Source organism: Kitasatospora sp. NPDC043950 (assembly GCF_056435345.1).
On record NZ_JBWKER010000008.1, the window covers coordinates 80,678 to 96,234 of the forward strand.

Sequence of the window (15,557 nt, forward strand, 5' to 3'; positions counted from 1 at the left end):
TATCTCAGGGAGACCAACCACACCGACAACCAACCGAGGGAGGGACAAAAAAAGACAAGACAAAAAACCCCAGACCCCCCCCCCCCCCCCCCCCCCCCCCCCCCCCCCCCCCCCCCCCAGGACGGCGTCGTCCATCGCCCGGGCCGGCCACTGCGGTGGCGCGTTCGACGGGCGCGCTCGACGGTGCGCAGGTAGTCGGCGAGGACAGTTCCGCGGTCGGCGCCGACGGCGTGCGCGCAGCGGGCCGAACTCGTCGGTAATGACATGGTTCAGGCCATCACTGCACAGGGCCGCGGCGCCCGCCCGCCGACCGTCCAATAGCCGTCGGGATCACGGTCGTTGAGCGCACCGCGCAGTCCGGGACTGCGCCCGACCAGCGCCGTTCGACCGGTTCCGGCGCCGCTTTCCGCCCGGCCCCGATTGCACCGGACTCGGTCCGCCGATCGGCCGCACGAGCACCTCCATTGCATATTCGGACTGTCACATGGCACAGCGGTGCCCGATATTGCATGAACCTGCCCAAGGCGTCGGCAAGATGTGCAAGAGTGTCATGCGCGACGACGACAGTGTAGGTGTCCGGTGGTCCGCCCAAGCCGCACGGGCGGTAACCAGGTGTAGCTCTCAGCTTCCGCTTTTTCATTCTCAATTCATTATTTGCATGGCCGGTCCGGTTCCGGTCACAATCGGCGCCTTCATGGCTTCGCCATGAACGTTGGTAACAGGTTCGCTGCACTCTCGCCCAATTGGTCCCTCGCAGAGGCCCCCCTCGACCAGGATGGGCGCCGGGCAGCCTGCTGCCCGCGAACAGCTACAGGGCAGGCGAGCGCTGAGCAGCGAGGCGCCTACCCAAGGGGAGGATCACCATGGGTCGAGCGACCCGAAGAGTTGCCGCGTGCGCGGCGGCAGTTCTGCTGGCCAGCGGCCTGCAGACCACCCTGGCCCACGGCGACACGCCGCCCAGGATCGACCTCACCATCCTGGTCATCGACGACGGAGGCCCGTCGGTCGCGGCGATCACCGCCGAACTCAAGAACCAGGGCACCCCGTACAAGGTCGTCAACCTCAACGACACCAACCGTCCCATCATCAACTCCGCTTTCCTCAGCGACACGGTGAACGGCCAGCCCCGCGGGAAGTACCAGGGCATCGTCCTTCCCAACGAAAACCCCTTCCCCAACAGTGCGGCCGAGATGACGGCCATCGCGGGCTACGAAGCCGCATTCGGAATCCGGCAGATCGACGCGTACACGTTCGCCAGTCCTGCGGTGGGGCTGAACTACGCGGTGAATCCCGGTTACTACGGCACGCTGGACGGATTCCAGGGCGCCACCACCACGGCCGGCACTTCGGGCCCGTTCGGGTACCTGAAGGGCAGCGTTCCGTTCGAGGACAACGACCCGACCGTCAGCGAGAGTTACGGTTACCTGGCCACGCCACTGGCCAACCTGCCGGCCGGCGCCTCGTTCGTCCCGCTGGTCGACGCCGCGATCCCGAGCACCACCTCGCGCGGTTCGCTGGTCGGCGAGTACACCCACGACGGCCGCAAGGAACTGGTCGTCACGTTCGTCTACAACCAGTACCAGCAGCAGTACCGCCTGCTGGCCCGCGGCATGGTCGACTGGATCACCCAGGGCGTCCACCTCGGCTACGACCGCAACTACTTCGCGGCCCACGTGGACGACGTCTTCCTGGCCGACGACCGCTGGGACACCGTGCTCAAGTGCACCCCCGGCGACGTCACCTGCCCGCCCGGCACCCCGGACACGGCCAGCCCGATCCGGATGACGCCGGACGACGCCCAGCACCTCAAGCAGTGGCAGACCGCCAACAACTTCACCCTGGACATGGTGTTCAACGGTGGCGGCAGCGAGGACTGGAAGGCCGACCACCAGACCACGGTGGACCCCACGGCCAACCAGATGATCGCCGACCAGAACAGCTACCGCTGGGTCAACCACACCTACACCCACCCGTACCTGGGCTGCGTCCAGGACGTCACCGTGGTGCCGTGGCGCTGCACCAAGGACTCCTCGGGCAAGACCGTCTGGACCGACCAGAACACCATCTCGGGCCAGATCAAGGACAACTTCGACTGGGCCGCCAAGAACGGCCTGAAGGTCGACCCGCAGGCCCTGGTCACCGGCGAGCACTCCGGTCTGCTGACCGCCCCGCAGGAGACCAGCGACAACCCGAACCTGGCGCCGGCGCTGGCCGCCAACGGCATCAAGTTCACCGGCAGCGACGCCTCCCGCGAGCCCGCCCAGCGGACCGTCGGCTCGTCCACGCTGACTGTGCCGCGCTACCCGATGAACGTCTTCTACAACGCCGGCACGGCGAAGGAGGAGGCCGACGAGTACAACTGGATCTACACCAGCAAGGCCAACGGCGGCAGCGGCGTCTGTGAGAACAACGCCAACTCCACCTGCCTGACGCAGCCGCTGGACGTCAACACCGGATTCCAGTCGTACATCGTGCCGCTGGAGGCCCGGATCGACCTCGGGCACGTGCTGAGCAACGACCCGCGGCCACACTTCATCCACCAGTCGAACCTGTCCGAGGACCGGATCCTCTACCCGGTGCTGGAGAAGATCCTCGGCACCTACCGGTCGCTGCACGCCGACAACACCCCGATCGTGAACCTCGGCGAGCGCGAGATCGGCCTGGAGTTCCAGCGCCGCGCCGCCTGGAACTCGGCCATCTCGGCCGGCCAGGTCACCGGCTACCGGGTCGGCAACACCATCACGGTCAACGCTCCGGCCGGTGTTCAGGTCCAGGCCACCATGCCGACCGGAACTTCTCAGAAGCTGGTCATCGGATCGACCGCCTTCGGTTCGTCCTACGCCGGTACGCTCTCCGGTTGGGTGTCCCCGGGCACCCTGCAGAGCAGCGTCTCCCTGCAGCTCCCCTCGGCCGGCACCCCGGCCGCCCCGGCCGCCGTCGCCCCCGGCGTCGCGGCCAAGTCCGTCCCGGCCCCGGCCCCGGCGGACAAGAAGGTCGTCCCGCAGGGCGTCGCCACTCCCGTCCCGGTGGGCCCGAGCGACACCGGTCGTACCAGCGCCCCGACCCTGGTCCCCGGTAGCGGAACCCCGGTGCCCGGCAAGGGCGTCGCCACCGACGGCAGCGACGGCACCGCCGCTGCCGCCAAGAGCGGTAAGGCCACCGGGGGGGCGGCCTCGCTCGGCACCAGTACCACCGGACGCTCCGGCAACCGGTAGCCCGCAGCACCCGATGGCGGGGCCGGGCCGGTCGCCCGGTCCGGCCCTGCCTCGGGTCCCGTTCCGGCCACCCAGACCGGACACCGAAGCAAGGAACAGGAGGGGGGACAGGAGATGCGCGTCACCCTGCTCACCGAGGGGACGTATCCGCACCAGCACGGCGGTGTGAGTGTCTGGTGCGACCAGCTCGTTCAAGGCATGCCGGACGTCGACTTCGACGTCATCGCCGTCACTGGTACCGGCCAGGAACCGCTGGCCTGGGAACTGCCCGCCAACGTGCGGTCGGTCACGACCGCACCGCTGTGGGGTCCGGCCTCCGAGGCCGGACCGCCCCGCGGCAAGGAGATGCGGCGCTTCCTCAACGCGTACGAGCGCTTCCTCCACTCCATCCTCGATCCGGTCTACACCACCCACTTCGGCACCGAGCTGTACGGCTTCGCCGACCTCGCCCGGCGCGGGCTGCTCAGCCCGGCGCTGCGCAGCGAGCGCGCCCTGCGCACCCTCCAGCACGTCTGGACCCGTGACTACCTGCCCACCGCCGTCTCCCGGCCCACCATGCACGACGCCCTGAACGCCACCGACCTGCTGGAGCACGCCCTGCGGCCGCTCTCGGTCGAACCGCCCACCGGCGGCGTCGCGCACGCCGCCAGCGGCGGGCTGGCCACCCTGCCGGGGCTGATCGCCGCCCAGCAGTACGGCGTACCGTTTCTGCTCACCGAGCACGGCATCTACCTGCGCGAGCGCTACCTCGGCTACCGCACCGGCCCGTATCGCTGGCCGGTCAAGGCGCTGCTGCTCGGCTTCTACCGGATGCTGGCCGAGGAGAGCTACCGGCAGGCCGCGCTGGTCACCCCCGGCAACCGGTACAACCGGCGCTGGGAGGAGCGCGGCGGCACGCCGTCCGCCCACATCCGCACCGTCTACAACGGCGTGGACCCGGCGGCCTTCCCGCCCGCCGGGCCCGAACCCGAGACGCCGACCCTCAGCTGGGCCGGCCGGGTCGACCCGATCAAGGACCTGGAGACGCTGATCCGGGCCTTCGCCATCGTCCACCGTGAGATCCCCGAGGCGCGGCTGCGGCTCTTCGGCGGAACCCCCAAGGGCGGCGAGGCCTACCGGGACGGCTGCATAGCCCTGGCCGCCGAACTCGGCATCGCCGACTCGGTGGCCTTCGAGGGCCGCGTCGCCGACATCACCGACGCGTACGCGGCGGGCAACGTGGTCATGCTCTCCAGCATCAGCGAGGGCTTCCCGTTCACCCTGATCGAGGCGATGTCCTGCGGCCGCGCGACCGTCTCGACCGACGTCGGCGGCGTCCGCGAAGCCGTCGGCGACACCGGACTCGTCGTCCCTCCCCGCGAACCCGAACCGATGGCGGCCGCCGCGATCGAGCTGCTGCGCGACGCCGAACGGCGCGCCCGCCTGGGCGAACAGGCCCGGCTGCGGGTCATCGAACAGTTCACGCTCCGCCAGAACATCGACGGCTTCCGGGGCATCTACACCGAACTCCTCGGCACCGCCCGCTGGATGCCGGACGGCGTGGCGGCCGTCACCGACCAGACCCCCACCACCGACTGGGACCAGCAGCTCGCCGCCGCCCAGCCCCAGCACAGCGAGGTGGGCGCGTGAACGAGCGGAGCGAGAGAACCATCGACAGGCGCGTGTACCGCGAAGCGGCCGCCGAGCGCAGCGGGGGGCGCGTGAACGAGCGGAGCGAGAGAACCATCGAGAGGTGCGTGTACCGCGAAGCGGCCGCCGAGCGCAGCGAGGTGGCAGCATGAGTGGCCCCCTGCGGCTCGTGGAGGACGAGGGCGGCTCCGAGCGGACGATGCAGCTGCGCACCCTGCCGCTCAAGCGTCGCCGCCCCGCCCTGCCGGCCCAGCCCGAGCCCGAGGAGCAGCTCGACCTCTCCGCGGACCCGCTGGACGAGCTCGCCGAGCGGCTGCACGACATCTGCGCCGATGCCGTCCACCCGTACGAGATCGCCGCGTTCCTGGAGTCCGACGGCCTTTCCGACGAGCAGGCCGCCCTGCTGTACGGCCGCCCCGACTCGTTCACCCTCGCCGAGGAGCTGTTCGAGAAGGTCGAGCGCCGCTATCCCGGCCCGAGCTCCGAGTTCGCCAACCCGTGGCGGGCCGACCCCTGGCGCTGCGTCGTGCGCGGCCTGGTGTTCGCCCTGCCCGGGCTCGGCTACCTGCTCGGCGCCAACCTGTTCGCGGCCACCCGGATGCGGTTCGGCCTGCCCTCCGGCATGCTCGCGCTGTCCGTCGCGACGCTGGTCAGTTGGGGCTTCAACCAGGCGCTGGCACACCGCTCGTACCGCTGGCTCGGCCGGCTGCGGCGCCGCGAGGCCGCGATCTGCCTGGCCCTCGGGGCGCCGCTGGGCGCACTGGTCGCGTCCACCGCGGCGTACGTGGTCGGCGGGCCGCTGGGCGCGCTCTTCTTCGCCGCCGGGCAGTCGCTGTACCTGGGCGCGGCCACCGTCCTGCTGGTGCTGGGGCGGGAGAAGTTCCTGCTGCTGGCCCTGGTTCCGGCCTCGGTGGGCGCGGGCGTGGTGCTGGCCGCGGACGTCCCGCAGGTCGTGCGGACGGTCGTGCTGCTCGTCTCGCTGGTGCTGGCGGTCGGCCTGGCCGCCCGGGAGCTGCTGTTCTGCATCCGCGGCGGCGAGAAGGAGTCCGTCGAGCTGAAGCTGCCGATCCGCCAGGAGGTCCCGCACCTGCTGTTCGGCCTGGCCTGCGGCACCCTCACGCTGATCGCCGGCCTCGGCGAGACCATCCACCAGGCCGTGCAGACCGGCGCCGCGCACGGCGCGAAGGCCACCCCGACCGGACCGGCCATGATCGCGCTGACGCTCAGTCTCGGCCTCGCCGAGTGGCTGCTCTTCCGCTACCGGGCGATGGCCGTGGCCGCGCTGCGCACCAGTCACACCAGCGGACAGTTCACCCGCCGCACCGGCGGGATCCTGCTCGGCTGCCTGTTCATCTACCTCACCACCGTGGCCGCGCTGGACGCCGCCACGACCGTGCTGTGGCCCGGCGCCCCCGCGCTCGGCGTGCCGCAGCTCGGCGCGATGCTGCTCCTCGGCGGCTCGCTCTGGCTGGCGCTGCTGCTGAACGCCTTCGGGTTCAGCTGGAGCACCGCCCTCATCTGTCTGGCCGCCGCGGGTGCCGAGAGCGCCGGGCTGCTGACCGGTGCGGATCCGATCGTCCTGCAGCTGATCGGCTGCGGGGCGGCCGCCTTGCTCCTCACCGCCATCGCCGGGCCTGCGCTCGGCCGCACCACCCAGCACCGCTGAACACCGAAATCACGCACGCCCAATTCGCGTGCACCGCTGGACCCGCTCCACCTGAACACGCTCCACAACGCGCTTCACCGCAACACGCTTCACCCGCACACGCTTCACGGCACAGCTGAACCACCACCGGCCGGTCGCCACCGGGAGTCCGGCCGTTCCCAAAATCGAGAGAGCGAATCACGCATGAGCAGCGTCGCGGTCACCGGAGCCGAGGGCTTCATCGGCTCCCACCTCGTCGAGTCCCTGGTTGCCGACGGGCACCAGGTCCGGGCCATGGTCCAGTACAACTCCTTCTCGTCCTTCGGCTGGCTGGAGACCCTGCCCAAGGAGGTGCTGGACTCGGTCGAGATCGTCCTCGGCGACGTCCGGGACCCGGGCTCGGTCAACGGCCTGGTCAAGGGCACCGAGGCGGTCTACCACCTGGCCGCCCTGATAGCGATCCCGTACTCCTACCGGGCCCCGCACTCGTACGTCGACACCAACGTCACCGGCACCCTGAACGTGCTGGAGGCGGTGCGCCACCAGGAGATCCCGCGCCTGGTGCACACCTCCACCAGCGAGACGTACGGCACCGCGCAGACCGTGCCGATCACCGAGGACCACCCGATCAACACCCAGTCCCCGTACGCCGCCTCCAAGGCCGGCGGGGACCGGCTGGCCGACAGCTACCACGCCAGCTTCGAGACCCCGGTCGTCACCCTGCGCCCGTTCAACACCTTCGGCCCGCGTCAGTCGATGCGCGCCGTCATCCCGACCGTGATCGCCCAGGTCGCCGCCGGCGAGACCGAGATCACCCTCGGCGACCTGCGCCCGACCCGCGACTTCACGTTCGTCAAGGACACCGCGCACGCGTTCCGCACGGTCGGCACCGCTCCCGCCGAGACCGTGGTCGGCAGGACCTTCAACGCCGGCACCGGCGGCGAGATCTCGGTCGGCGACCTCGTCTCCCTGGTCGGCAAGCTGATGGGCGTCGACCTCCTGGTGAAGGAGGACGAGCAGCGCATCCGCCCGGCCAACTCCGAGGTCATGCGCCTGGTCGCGGACGCCACCCGGCTGCGCGAGGCCACCGGCTGGGCCCCCCAGTTCACCCTGGAGCAGGGCCTGGAGCAGACCATCGAGTTCTTCCGCGACCCGGCCAACCTGGCCCGCTACAAGACCGACATCTACAACGTCTGACCGCCGTAGCGATCAATGCCCGTCCTGGTAACCAAGGTTCGTGTCCTGCACATCCTTTCCGTGGGGGAAACACCATGCATGCAGTGATCCTGGCCGGCGGTAAGGGCGTCCGCCTCCGCCCGTACACCACCGCGCTTCCCAAGCCGCTCGTCCCGATCGGCGACCAGCACGCGATCCTGGAGATCGTGATGCGCCAGCTCGCCGCCGCGGGCTTCAAGACCGTCACCCTGGCCATCGGCCACCTCGGCCACATCATCCGCGCGTACGTCGGCAACGGCTCCCAGTGGGGGCTGCGGGTCGGCTACGCCGTCGAGGACAGCCCGCTCGGCACCATGGGCCCGCTGCTCACCATGCAGGACCGCCTGCCGGAGCACTTCCTGGTGATGAACGGCGACATCCTCACCGACCTGGACTTCGCCGGGGTGCTCAAGCACCACGAGGCGTCCGGGGCGCCGCTCACCATCGCCACCTACGCCCGTCAGGTGAAGATCGACTTCGGTGTGCTGACCGCCGAGTCCGGCAGCATCACCGGCTTCCAGGAGAAGCCGAGCATCGACTACCGCGTCTCGATGGGTGTGTACGGCGTGTCCCGTTCGGCACTCGCCAAGTACACCCCCGGCCTGCCGCTGGGCTTCGACGAGCTGGTGCTGGACCTGCTCGCCGCCAAGACCCCGCCCGCCGCGTACGACTTCGGCGGCTACTGGCTGGACATCGGCCGCCCGGACGACTACGACCGGGCGAACGCCGAGTTCTCGTCCATCCGACCGGTGCTGATGCCCTTCGAGTCGGCCGCCGCCGGCCAGGGCGTGGCGGAGCTGCCGATCCCGGCCGCCCGCACCGCCCCGGACGACACGGCCGAGGCTCCCGCCACCGCGGGCGCCCAGAGTGACGGACGGGCCGCGTGAGAATCCTGCTCCTCGGCGGCGACGGCTTCCTCGGCCGTCACGCCACCGCCGTCCTGCGGTCACTGCCCGGTGCCACCGTGCTGACCGCGGGCCGGCGGCCCGCCCACGACCTCCGGCTGGACCTGGCCACCGCCCAGGCCGGCCCGCTCGGCGAGGAACTCGCCGCGCTGGCACCCGACGTGGTGGTCAACTTCGCCGGCGCGGTGGCCGGCAGCGCGGTCAAGCTCGCCGAGGTGAACGCGCGCGGCCCGGCCGTGCTCTGCGAGGCGCTGCAGCTCGGCGCCCCGAAGACCCGGCTGGTGCACATCGGTTCGGCCGGCGAGTACGGCGTCTGTCCGGCGGGCAGCTCGCTGTCCGAGGACTCCGACGCCCGCCCGGTCGGCGTGTACGGCGCGACCAAGCTGGCCGGCTCCCTCGCGGTGGCCGGCTCGGCGCTGGACGCCGTGGTCCTGCGGGTGTTCAACCCGGTCGGCCCGGGGGCACCGGCGGGCTCGCTGCCCGGCCGGCTGGCCGCCGAGCTGCTCCGGGTGGCGCCCGAGGGCGCCGACGGCGTGATCACGGTCGGCGACCTCTCCGCCTACCGCGACTTCGTCGACGCCCGGGACATCGCCCGCGCGGTCGGCCTGGCCGCCGCCGCGGACCGTCCGCTCCCCCGGGTGCTCAACCTCGCCTCCGGGCAGGCCCGGCAGGTCCGGGCGATCGCGGACGGGCTGGCCGCCGCGGCCGGCTTCACCGGCCGGATCGACGAGAGCGGGGCGGGCTCCGAGCGCTCGGCCGCGGTCTCCTGGCAGCAGGCCGACGTGTCGGCCGCCGCCCGGGAGCTCGACTGGCACCCGGAGACGGACCTCGCCGACACCCTGCGCGACCTGTGGCTCAGCACCGCCGAGCCCGCCTCCCCACCGGTCGTCGCATGACCGGCGGGATCATCCCCGACGGCCGCCTGCTGGTGCCGCTGTACGTCCACCCCGCGGTGGACCCGGCGGCCTGGCAGGCGGTCGCCGCCGCCGACCCGGGCCGGATCGCCGCCGTCGTGCTCAACCTCGCCGACGGGCCCGGCGAGAACCCGGACAACGTCTTCGCCGAGGCCGCCGACCGACTCCGCGCGGCCGGAGTGCCGTTGGTCGGCTACACCGACACCGACTACGGCCGCCGACCGCACGCGGCGGTGGTCGCCGACATCCTGACCTACCGTCAACGCCACGACATCACCGGCGTCTACCTCGACCAGGTGGCCACCCACCCGGGCGCCCTCGCGCACTACCGGCGGCTGGCCACGGCCGCGCGCGCGGCCGGCTGCGGCACCGTGGTCTTCGGCCACGGCGAGCACCCCGACCCGGGGTACGCCGAAGTCGGCCTGGCCGACCTGCTGGTCACCTTCGAGGGCGACTGGGACACGTACCGCGCGATGACGCTCCCGCTGTGGACCGGCCGCCACGCGGCCTCCCGCTTCTGCCACCTGGTGTACGACGTCCCCGCCGAACACGCCGAGGACGCCACCGCGCTGATCGCCGCCCGCCGGGCCGGCGTCGGCTGCGCCGTACCGGGCGCCGGGGAGAACCCCTGGCGCACCCTGCCCTACGGCCTGACCGCTGCTGAACTGACCTGACCCGATCCGGAGTTCGACTACCGTGAACCGCCGTACCCGGCTCCTGCCGGCCGCCATCACCATCGCCGCCGCCCTGCTGGCGACCTCGTGCAGCAGCTCAGGCTCGGACGACGACGGCTCCTCGGCCGACGGCTCCCCGAGCAGCCCGCCCGCGGCCACCGCCCCGACCACCCCGGACGGCAGCGCAACCCCGGGCACCCCGTCGGACGCCGGCACCACACCCCCGGCCCCCGGCACGCCCAGCGCCCCCGGCTCGCCCACCGCGCCCGCCGCCACCACGCCCCCGGGCGCCACCACCGCCCCGGGCACCCCCGGGACCCCAGGCGGAACTCCCGGCGGCACCACCGCCCCGCAGCCCGCCGGCGCCCGCTGGCAGCCCACCCCGGGCCTCGCCTGGCAGTGGCAGCTCGGCGGCACCGTCGACCAGTCCGTGGACGTCCCGGTCTACGACATCGACGGCTTCGAGAACGACGCCTCGGTGGTGGCCGCGCTGCACGCCAAGGGCCGCAAGGTGATCTGCTACATCAACGCCGGCTCCTGGGAGAACTTCCGCCCCGACTCCGCGGCCTTCGCCAAGTCCTTGCAGGGCTCCGACACCGGCTGGAAGGGCGAGAAGTGGTTCGACATCCGCAAGCTCGACCAGCTCAAGCCGCTGATGGCGGCCCGCTTCGACATGTGCAAGAGCAAGGGCTTCGACGCCATCGAGCCGGACACCATCGAGGCCTACAACCAGAACAGCGGTTTCCCGCTCACTCCTGACGACCAGATCAAGTACAACCGCATGCTGGCCCAGCTCGCCCACGAACGCGGCCTGGCCATCGGTCTGAAGAACGACCTCGACCAGATCCCGGCGCTGCTGCCGGACTTCGACTTCGCGGTCAACGAGGAGTGCTCGCAGTTCGACGAGTGCGACCGGGTCGCGCCGTTCGTCAAGGCGGGCAAGGCGGTCTTCCACGTCGAGTACAAGCTCGGCACGGACCAGTTCTGCGCCAAGGCCAAGTCGCTCGGCTTCAGTTCGATGCAGAAGAAGCTCGACCTGGACGCCTGGCGCAAGCCCTGCTGAGCACCGGCGCACCGGTTCTCGGCGCACCGGTTTCCGTCGCGCGGGTGACCCTCGTCCGGGTCACCCGCGCGAGGATCACTTGACCGCCAGCCAGATGACGCCGCCCAACACGGCCAGCACGATGACGGCGACCAGCGCGATCACGCCGGTGCGGCCACCACCACCGCTGTTGCTGCGGCCGTAGGTGGAGACGGTGCCCGGCGCCTGCGGGGCCGCCGGGGTCTCGTCGACGAACGCCCGGAACATCTGGGTGCTGCCGGCGGGGTCGTAGTCGTTGTCAGCCATGGCACGGACTCTAACGAATCCGCCCACCTCACGGACACCCCGGACCCCTCCTGCGCGACCCCCACCACCCGGTCGCGCAACGGCGGTACGACATCCTCGTGAAGTCCGCCCGACACGCGGAATGCCGCCCAGTGCGATCCGGTTGAATCCGACCATGACCGGAAACCACAGCGACGCCCCGGGCCGGGTCCGCCTCGGCGCCTCCGACCTGTCCGTCTTCCCGCTCTCCCTCGGCGGCAACGTCTTCGGATGGACGGCCGACGAGCAGCAGTCCTTCGCCGTCCTGGACGCCTACGCCGCGGCCGGCGGCAACTTCGTCGACACCGCCGACGTCTACTCGGCCTGGGCCCCGGGCAACACCGGCGGCGAGTCCGAGACCGTCCTCGGCAACTGGCTGCGCAGCCGCGGCAACCGCGACGACGTCGTGATCGCCACCAAGGTCGGCATGCATCCCGAGGCCGGCGGTCTGGGCGCGGCCAACATCAAGGCCGCGGCCGAGGGTTCGCTGCGCCGCCTGGGCGTCGAGCGGATCGACCTGTACTACACCCACCGGGACGACGACACCCCGGTCGAGGAGTTCGTCACCGCACTGGACGAGCTGGTCCGCGAGGGCAAGGTCGCCGCGGTCGGCGCCTCCAACATCGGCGCCGAGCGGCTGTCCGAGGCGCTGGCCTTCGCCGACCGCGAGGGCCTGGCCAAGTACGTCGCCGTCCAGCCGCACTACAACCTGGTCTCGCGCGGCACCTTCGAGGGCCCGCTGGCCGACGTGGTCGCCGAGCACGGCCTCGCCACCGTCCCGTACTACGCGCTCGCCTCCGGGTTCCTCACCGGCAAGTACCGCCCCGGCGGCCCCGGCGTCGACAGCGCCCGCTCCGAGGGCGCCGCCCGCTACCTGGACGACCCGCGCGGCCCGAAGGTGCTGGCAGCCCTGGACACCGTCGCCGGGGAGCACGGCGTCGCCCTCGCCACGGTCGCCCTCTCCTGGCTGGACGGGCGGCCTACGGTCGCCGCCCCCATCGCCAGCGCCCGCACCGTCGAGCAGCTCCCGCCCCTGCTGGCAGCCACCACGCTCCGACTCACCCCCGAACAGACCGCCCTCCTCGACGCCGCCTCCGCCTGACCCCGCCCCACCCGCAGGCTGCGAACCCGCCCCCACCCGGGCCCGTTCGCAGCCTGCGCCCGTTCCCGGCGAACCCCGCCCGGTTGGGAACGCCGTCCGCAGTGATCAGACTTGGTCCACGAACGACCTGACGCGGAGCGGGACTTCAACGCCGAATCCACCACGGCGGCGGCATCGCCGGGAATCCCGCCCGGGACGGGCTCTTCGACGACGAGGACCGGAAGAAGTACGCGCGCCCGGCCCTCGATTCCGCAGACAATCCGGGCCCGGGCGGTAACACCCGCAGGATGACCGTCGGCCCCGCCGATCTGAGGGCCCGCGCCGGCACCGTCGACGAAATCCGGGCGATTTTCCGGGCGGTCGGCGAATCGGCCCGGAAAAGGACGGCCAACGCGCTTGGCGCACCGGCCCATTGGCAGATCGGGCCCGAACTGCGCACCCGATGTATCCGCGGGGACGACCAGGTGGCCACGGTCACGCTTCGGGCCCCCGACAGCGGCGTGCCGTCGGGGGCCCGGTGCGCCCCGGCGCTACGGCCGCCCGAAGTGGGTCGGGTAGTAGCCCGAGTTGAGAGTGGAGACCCGAACCGTCTTGCCGGGCCGGGGCGCCTCGACGAACTTGCCACCGCCCAGGTAGATCCCCACGTGGTGGATCCCGGAGGCCCGGCCGCTGTCCGACCAGAACACCAGGTCGCCGCGGCGCAGCTGCCCCGCGCTGATCGGCGTGGTGGCCGCGTACTGGTCGTCGGCCACCCGCGGCAGGCTGATCCCACTGCGCCGGTAGGCCTGCTGGACGAGCCCCGAGCAGTCGTAGCCTGACGGGCCGTTGCCGCCCCAGACGTACGGCTTGCCCAGCTGGGCGAGCGCGTAGTCGATGGCCGCCTCCATGCTGCCGGAGGCCGGTGCCTGGTCCGCCGACGGCGTGGCCGCGGGCCGGGCGGGAGCGGGATCAGCGCCGCCGCCGGACTGGCCGGTGCGGCTCGCGTAGACGTCGTAGTGGCTGGTCCACCGCCACTCGCCGCTGCCGTTCTTGAACCAGTACTTCGACCCGTCCCAGCCCTGGCGCAGTCCGGAGGAGGAAGCGGAGGAGGCCGAACCGTTGGACACGGCGGCCGCCTTGCCACTGGCACCGCCCGAGCCGCCCGAGCCGCCGGACTGGCCGGTGCGGCCCGCGTAGACGTCGTAGTGGCTGGTCCACCGCCACTCGCCGGCGCCGTTCTTGAACCAGTACTTCGACCCGTCCCAGCCCTGCTTCCCGGCCGCGGCGTGCGCGGACCCGGCACCGGCCGTCAGGCCGACCACGCCGGCGCCCGCCAGCACGGTGGTTGCCAGGCAGGTACTTCGCACGGCGCGGTGTATTCGGCTGCCGCCGGTCCCCGCCGCGGGGCGGGCGGTGCGCGGCCGGGCCGCGCAGTTCGGGCAGCCGCACCCCGCGATCGCGGGGATGCTGCCGGTGCTCTCCTCGAAGCCGATCAGGCCCCGGTCGAGGGCGGCGTCGAAATCGGCGTCGAGGTCGAGGCCGGGATCGGCGTACGCGCCGGTGGCTATCCTCATGCGGGTCGTCCTTCCTTCCGCCCGGCCCGTGCGGCCGGGGGCGGTACCGAGGCGGCCACTCCGGCCGGGGCGACGAAGGCGACCAGCAACTGCTCCATCAGCGCGCTGCGGGCGGCCTCGTCCAGTTCGTGGGCGGTGGCGCGCTCCAGCCGCCGGACGGCGAGCGCCGCCGCCTCGACCGCGTCGTCCACCAGCACCGTCCGCAGGCCCGCGTCCAGGTCGGCCAGCCGGCGGCGGCGCATCGACTCGGCGACCTCGGGCGCGTAGTCCAGCGCCAGCGGCTGCGCCGAGTAGACCTCCAGGCCCGCCGGGGCGACCTCGGCGGCCAGTGCTCTGGTCAGCTCGTCGGCGAACCACTGCCCGTCACGCAGCGCGGGCCCGGGCGCCGCGTTGCTGTCGCACGGCAGGATGGACGCGGTGCGGGTGAGTACCGCCTGGACCTGCTCGCGCAGGTAGCTCTCGTGGTCCTCGATCGCCAGCAGCGCCCGCGCGGTGTCCTTGACCCGCCAGACGATCAGCAGCCGGACGACGATCGGCGTGCCGGTCCGGTCGACCGCCTTGACCGGCTCGCTGCGCCAGTGCCGCAGTCGCACGTCCACCCGGCGCCGGCGCAGCAGCGGGTTGACCCAGACCAGGCCGGTGCGGCGGACGGTGCCCCGGTAGCGGCCCCAGCGGGTCAGCACCCGGGTCTCGCCGCCCGCGTTGGCCAGCAGCCCGGCAAGCGCGAACACCACGAGCAGGCCGACCGCGCTGACCGCGGCGACCGACTTGGCGTCCACCTCGGCCTGGCCGCTCGCCTGCGCGGCGGCGCTGCGCAGGTCGGGCAGCGCGTCCCAGTACGGGATGACGCCGTCGCGCAGCAGCATCAGCAGCACGCCGGCCACGCCGACCAGCACCACCAGCAGGGCGATCCAGCCGGGCAGGGCGGTGGCGCCGTGCTCGCGGACCGCCTGGTCGGCGCGCGGGGGGCGGCGGGAGGTGGCGGCCGCGGGGGCGCCGACCTGGATGGCTTCCGGGATCTCGGCGGTCTCCGGGGCGGCCGCCTCCAGCGGATCGCGCAGGTCGGCGGAGGCGCCGGAGGCCGGGCCGGGGACGACGACCAACGGAGTGGTCGCGGGGCCGCCGTCGACCGGGCCGAGCAGCTTGGCCGTCTTGGCGGCCGTGACGGTGGCTGTGGCGGTGGCCAGCGGGCTGGCGCCGGAGGCGGAACGTTCCGGCAAGGCCGGTGGGAGCGCCTTGGGCAGGTGGTCGGGTCGCTGCGAAGAATCGCGGGTGACGTCCATGCACGGATCCTCGGGGTCGGTGTGTCGCGCAACGGGCGGCCCGGATCTGACGGGCA

Annotated in this window: 12 protein-coding genes and 1 pseudogene; 10 read left to right on the forward strand and 3 right to left on the reverse strand. The window is 72.3% G+C overall.

Annotated elements, in window-relative coordinates:
- The first annotated feature begins 863 nt into the window (after positions 1-863).
- The 9 genes and pseudogenes from AC07BF_RS07855 (at position 864) to AC07BF_RS07895 (ending at position 11,260) form a co-directional block, all read left to right on the forward strand.
- Positions 864-3,215, forward strand: a complete 2,352-nt coding sequence (locus AC07BF_RS07855; RefSeq protein ID WP_363627842.1) for a hypothetical protein — start codon at positions 864-866, stop codon at positions 3,213-3,215.
- A gap of 114 nt (positions 3,216-3,329) precedes the next feature.
- Positions 3,330-4,844 (forward strand): GT4 family glycosyltransferase PelF, encoded by a 1,515-nt coding sequence (gene pelF / locus AC07BF_RS07860; protein WP_478333082.1) that lies wholly within the window; start codon positions 3,330-3,332, stop codon positions 4,842-4,844.
- Complete coding sequence (locus AC07BF_RS07865) at positions 4,841-4,996, forward strand: hypothetical protein (protein ID WP_478333083.1); 156 nt, start codon at positions 4,841-4,843, stop codon at positions 4,994-4,996. The genes pelF and AC07BF_RS07865 overlap by 4 nt, the downstream gene beginning before the upstream one ends.
- Positions 4,993-6,510, forward strand: a complete 1,518-nt coding sequence (locus AC07BF_RS07870; protein ID WP_363579762.1) for a hypothetical protein — start codon at positions 4,993-4,995, stop codon at positions 6,508-6,510. Before AC07BF_RS07865 ends, AC07BF_RS07870 begins: the two co-directional genes overlap by 4 nt.
- Before the next feature lie 183 nt (positions 6,511-6,693).
- Positions 6,694-7,686 (forward strand): SDR family NAD(P)-dependent oxidoreductase, encoded by a 993-nt coding sequence (locus AC07BF_RS07875; RefSeq protein WP_363579763.1) that lies wholly within the window; start codon positions 6,694-6,696, stop codon positions 7,684-7,686.
- Between the two features lie 74 nt (positions 7,687-7,760).
- Positions 7,761-8,462, forward strand: a pseudogene (locus AC07BF_RS07880) (nucleotidyltransferase family protein); the annotation flags it as partial.
- Between the two features lie 125 nt (positions 8,463-8,587).
- Complete coding sequence (locus AC07BF_RS07885; protein WP_478333084.1) at positions 8,588-9,505, forward strand: NAD-dependent epimerase/dehydratase family protein; 918 nt, start codon at positions 8,588-8,590, stop codon at positions 9,503-9,505.
- Positions 9,502-10,197, forward strand: a complete 696-nt coding sequence (locus tag AC07BF_RS07890; protein WP_363579765.1) for a spherulation-specific family 4 protein — start codon at positions 9,502-9,504, stop codon at positions 10,195-10,197. Before AC07BF_RS07885 ends, AC07BF_RS07890 begins: the two co-directional genes overlap by 4 nt.
- Before the next feature lie 22 nt (positions 10,198-10,219).
- Positions 10,220-11,260 carry an endo alpha-1,4 polygalactosaminidase gene (locus AC07BF_RS07895; protein WP_363579766.1) on the forward strand — a complete coding sequence of 347 codons (1,041 nt, stop codon included), beginning with the start codon at positions 10,220-10,222 and terminating at the stop codon, positions 11,258-11,260.
- Between the two features lie 75 nt (positions 11,261-11,335).
- Here the strand turns inward: AC07BF_RS07895 and AC07BF_RS07900 are convergent, their stop codons facing one another.
- Positions 11,336-11,545 (reverse strand): hypothetical protein, encoded by a 210-nt coding sequence (locus tag AC07BF_RS07900; RefSeq protein ID WP_350876437.1) that lies wholly within the window; start codon positions 11,543-11,545, stop codon positions 11,336-11,338.
- A 154-nt stretch (positions 11,546-11,699) separates the two neighbouring features.
- Between AC07BF_RS07900 and AC07BF_RS07905 the strand changes: the two genes are divergently transcribed.
- Complete coding sequence (locus AC07BF_RS07905) at positions 11,700-12,665, forward strand: aldo/keto reductase (RefSeq protein WP_478333085.1); 966 nt, start codon at positions 11,700-11,702, stop codon at positions 12,663-12,665.
- Positions 12,666-13,195: 530 nt separating this feature from the next.
- On the opposite strand, the gene AC07BF_RS07910 is transcribed toward AC07BF_RS07905, so the two are convergent.
- Together AC07BF_RS07910 and AC07BF_RS07915 are read right to left on the reverse strand one after the other, a co-directional pair.
- Positions 13,196-14,218, reverse strand: a complete 1,023-nt coding sequence (locus tag AC07BF_RS07910; RefSeq protein ID WP_478333086.1) for a C40 family peptidase — start codon at positions 14,216-14,218, stop codon at positions 13,196-13,198.
- A complete protein-coding gene (locus AC07BF_RS07915) occupies positions 14,215-15,501 on the reverse strand; it encodes an SPFH domain-containing protein (protein WP_363627847.1) in 1,287 nt (428 codons plus the stop codon). Before AC07BF_RS07915 ends, AC07BF_RS07910 begins: the two co-directional genes overlap by 4 nt.
- Between the last annotated feature and the right edge of the window lie 56 nt (positions 15,502-15,557).

Coding starts and splice junctions, on each gene's coding strand:
- AC07BF_RS07855 (WP_363627842.1), top strand. CDS start 864: ATGGGTCGAGCGACCCGAAGAGTTGCCGCGTGCGCGGCGGCAGTTCTG.
- pelF (WP_478333082.1), top strand. CDS start 3,330: ATGCGCGTCACCCTGCTCACCGAGGGGACGTATCCGCACCAGCACGGC.
- AC07BF_RS07870 (WP_363579762.1), top strand. CDS start 4,993: ATGAGTGGCCCCCTGCGGCTCGTGGAGGACGAGGGCGGCTCCGAGCGG.
- AC07BF_RS07875 (WP_363579763.1), top strand. CDS start 6,694: ATGAGCAGCGTCGCGGTCACCGGAGCCGAGGGCTTCATCGGCTCCCAC.
- AC07BF_RS07890 (WP_363579765.1), top strand. CDS start 9,502: ATGACCGGCGGGATCATCCCCGACGGCCGCCTGCTGGTGCCGCTGTAC.
- AC07BF_RS07900 (WP_350876437.1), bottom strand. CDS start 11,545: ATGGCTGACAACGACTACGACCCCGCCGGCAGCACCCAGATGTTCCGG.
- AC07BF_RS07905 (WP_478333085.1), top strand. CDS start 11,700: ATGACCGGAAACCACAGCGACGCCCCGGGCCGGGTCCGCCTCGGCGCC.
- AC07BF_RS07910 (WP_478333086.1), bottom strand. CDS start 14,218: ATGAGGATAGCCACCGGCGCGTACGCCGATCCCGGCCTCGACCTCGAC.
- AC07BF_RS07915 (WP_363627847.1), bottom strand. CDS start 15,501: ATGGACGTCACCCGCGATTCTTCGCAGCGACCCGACCACCTGCCCAAG.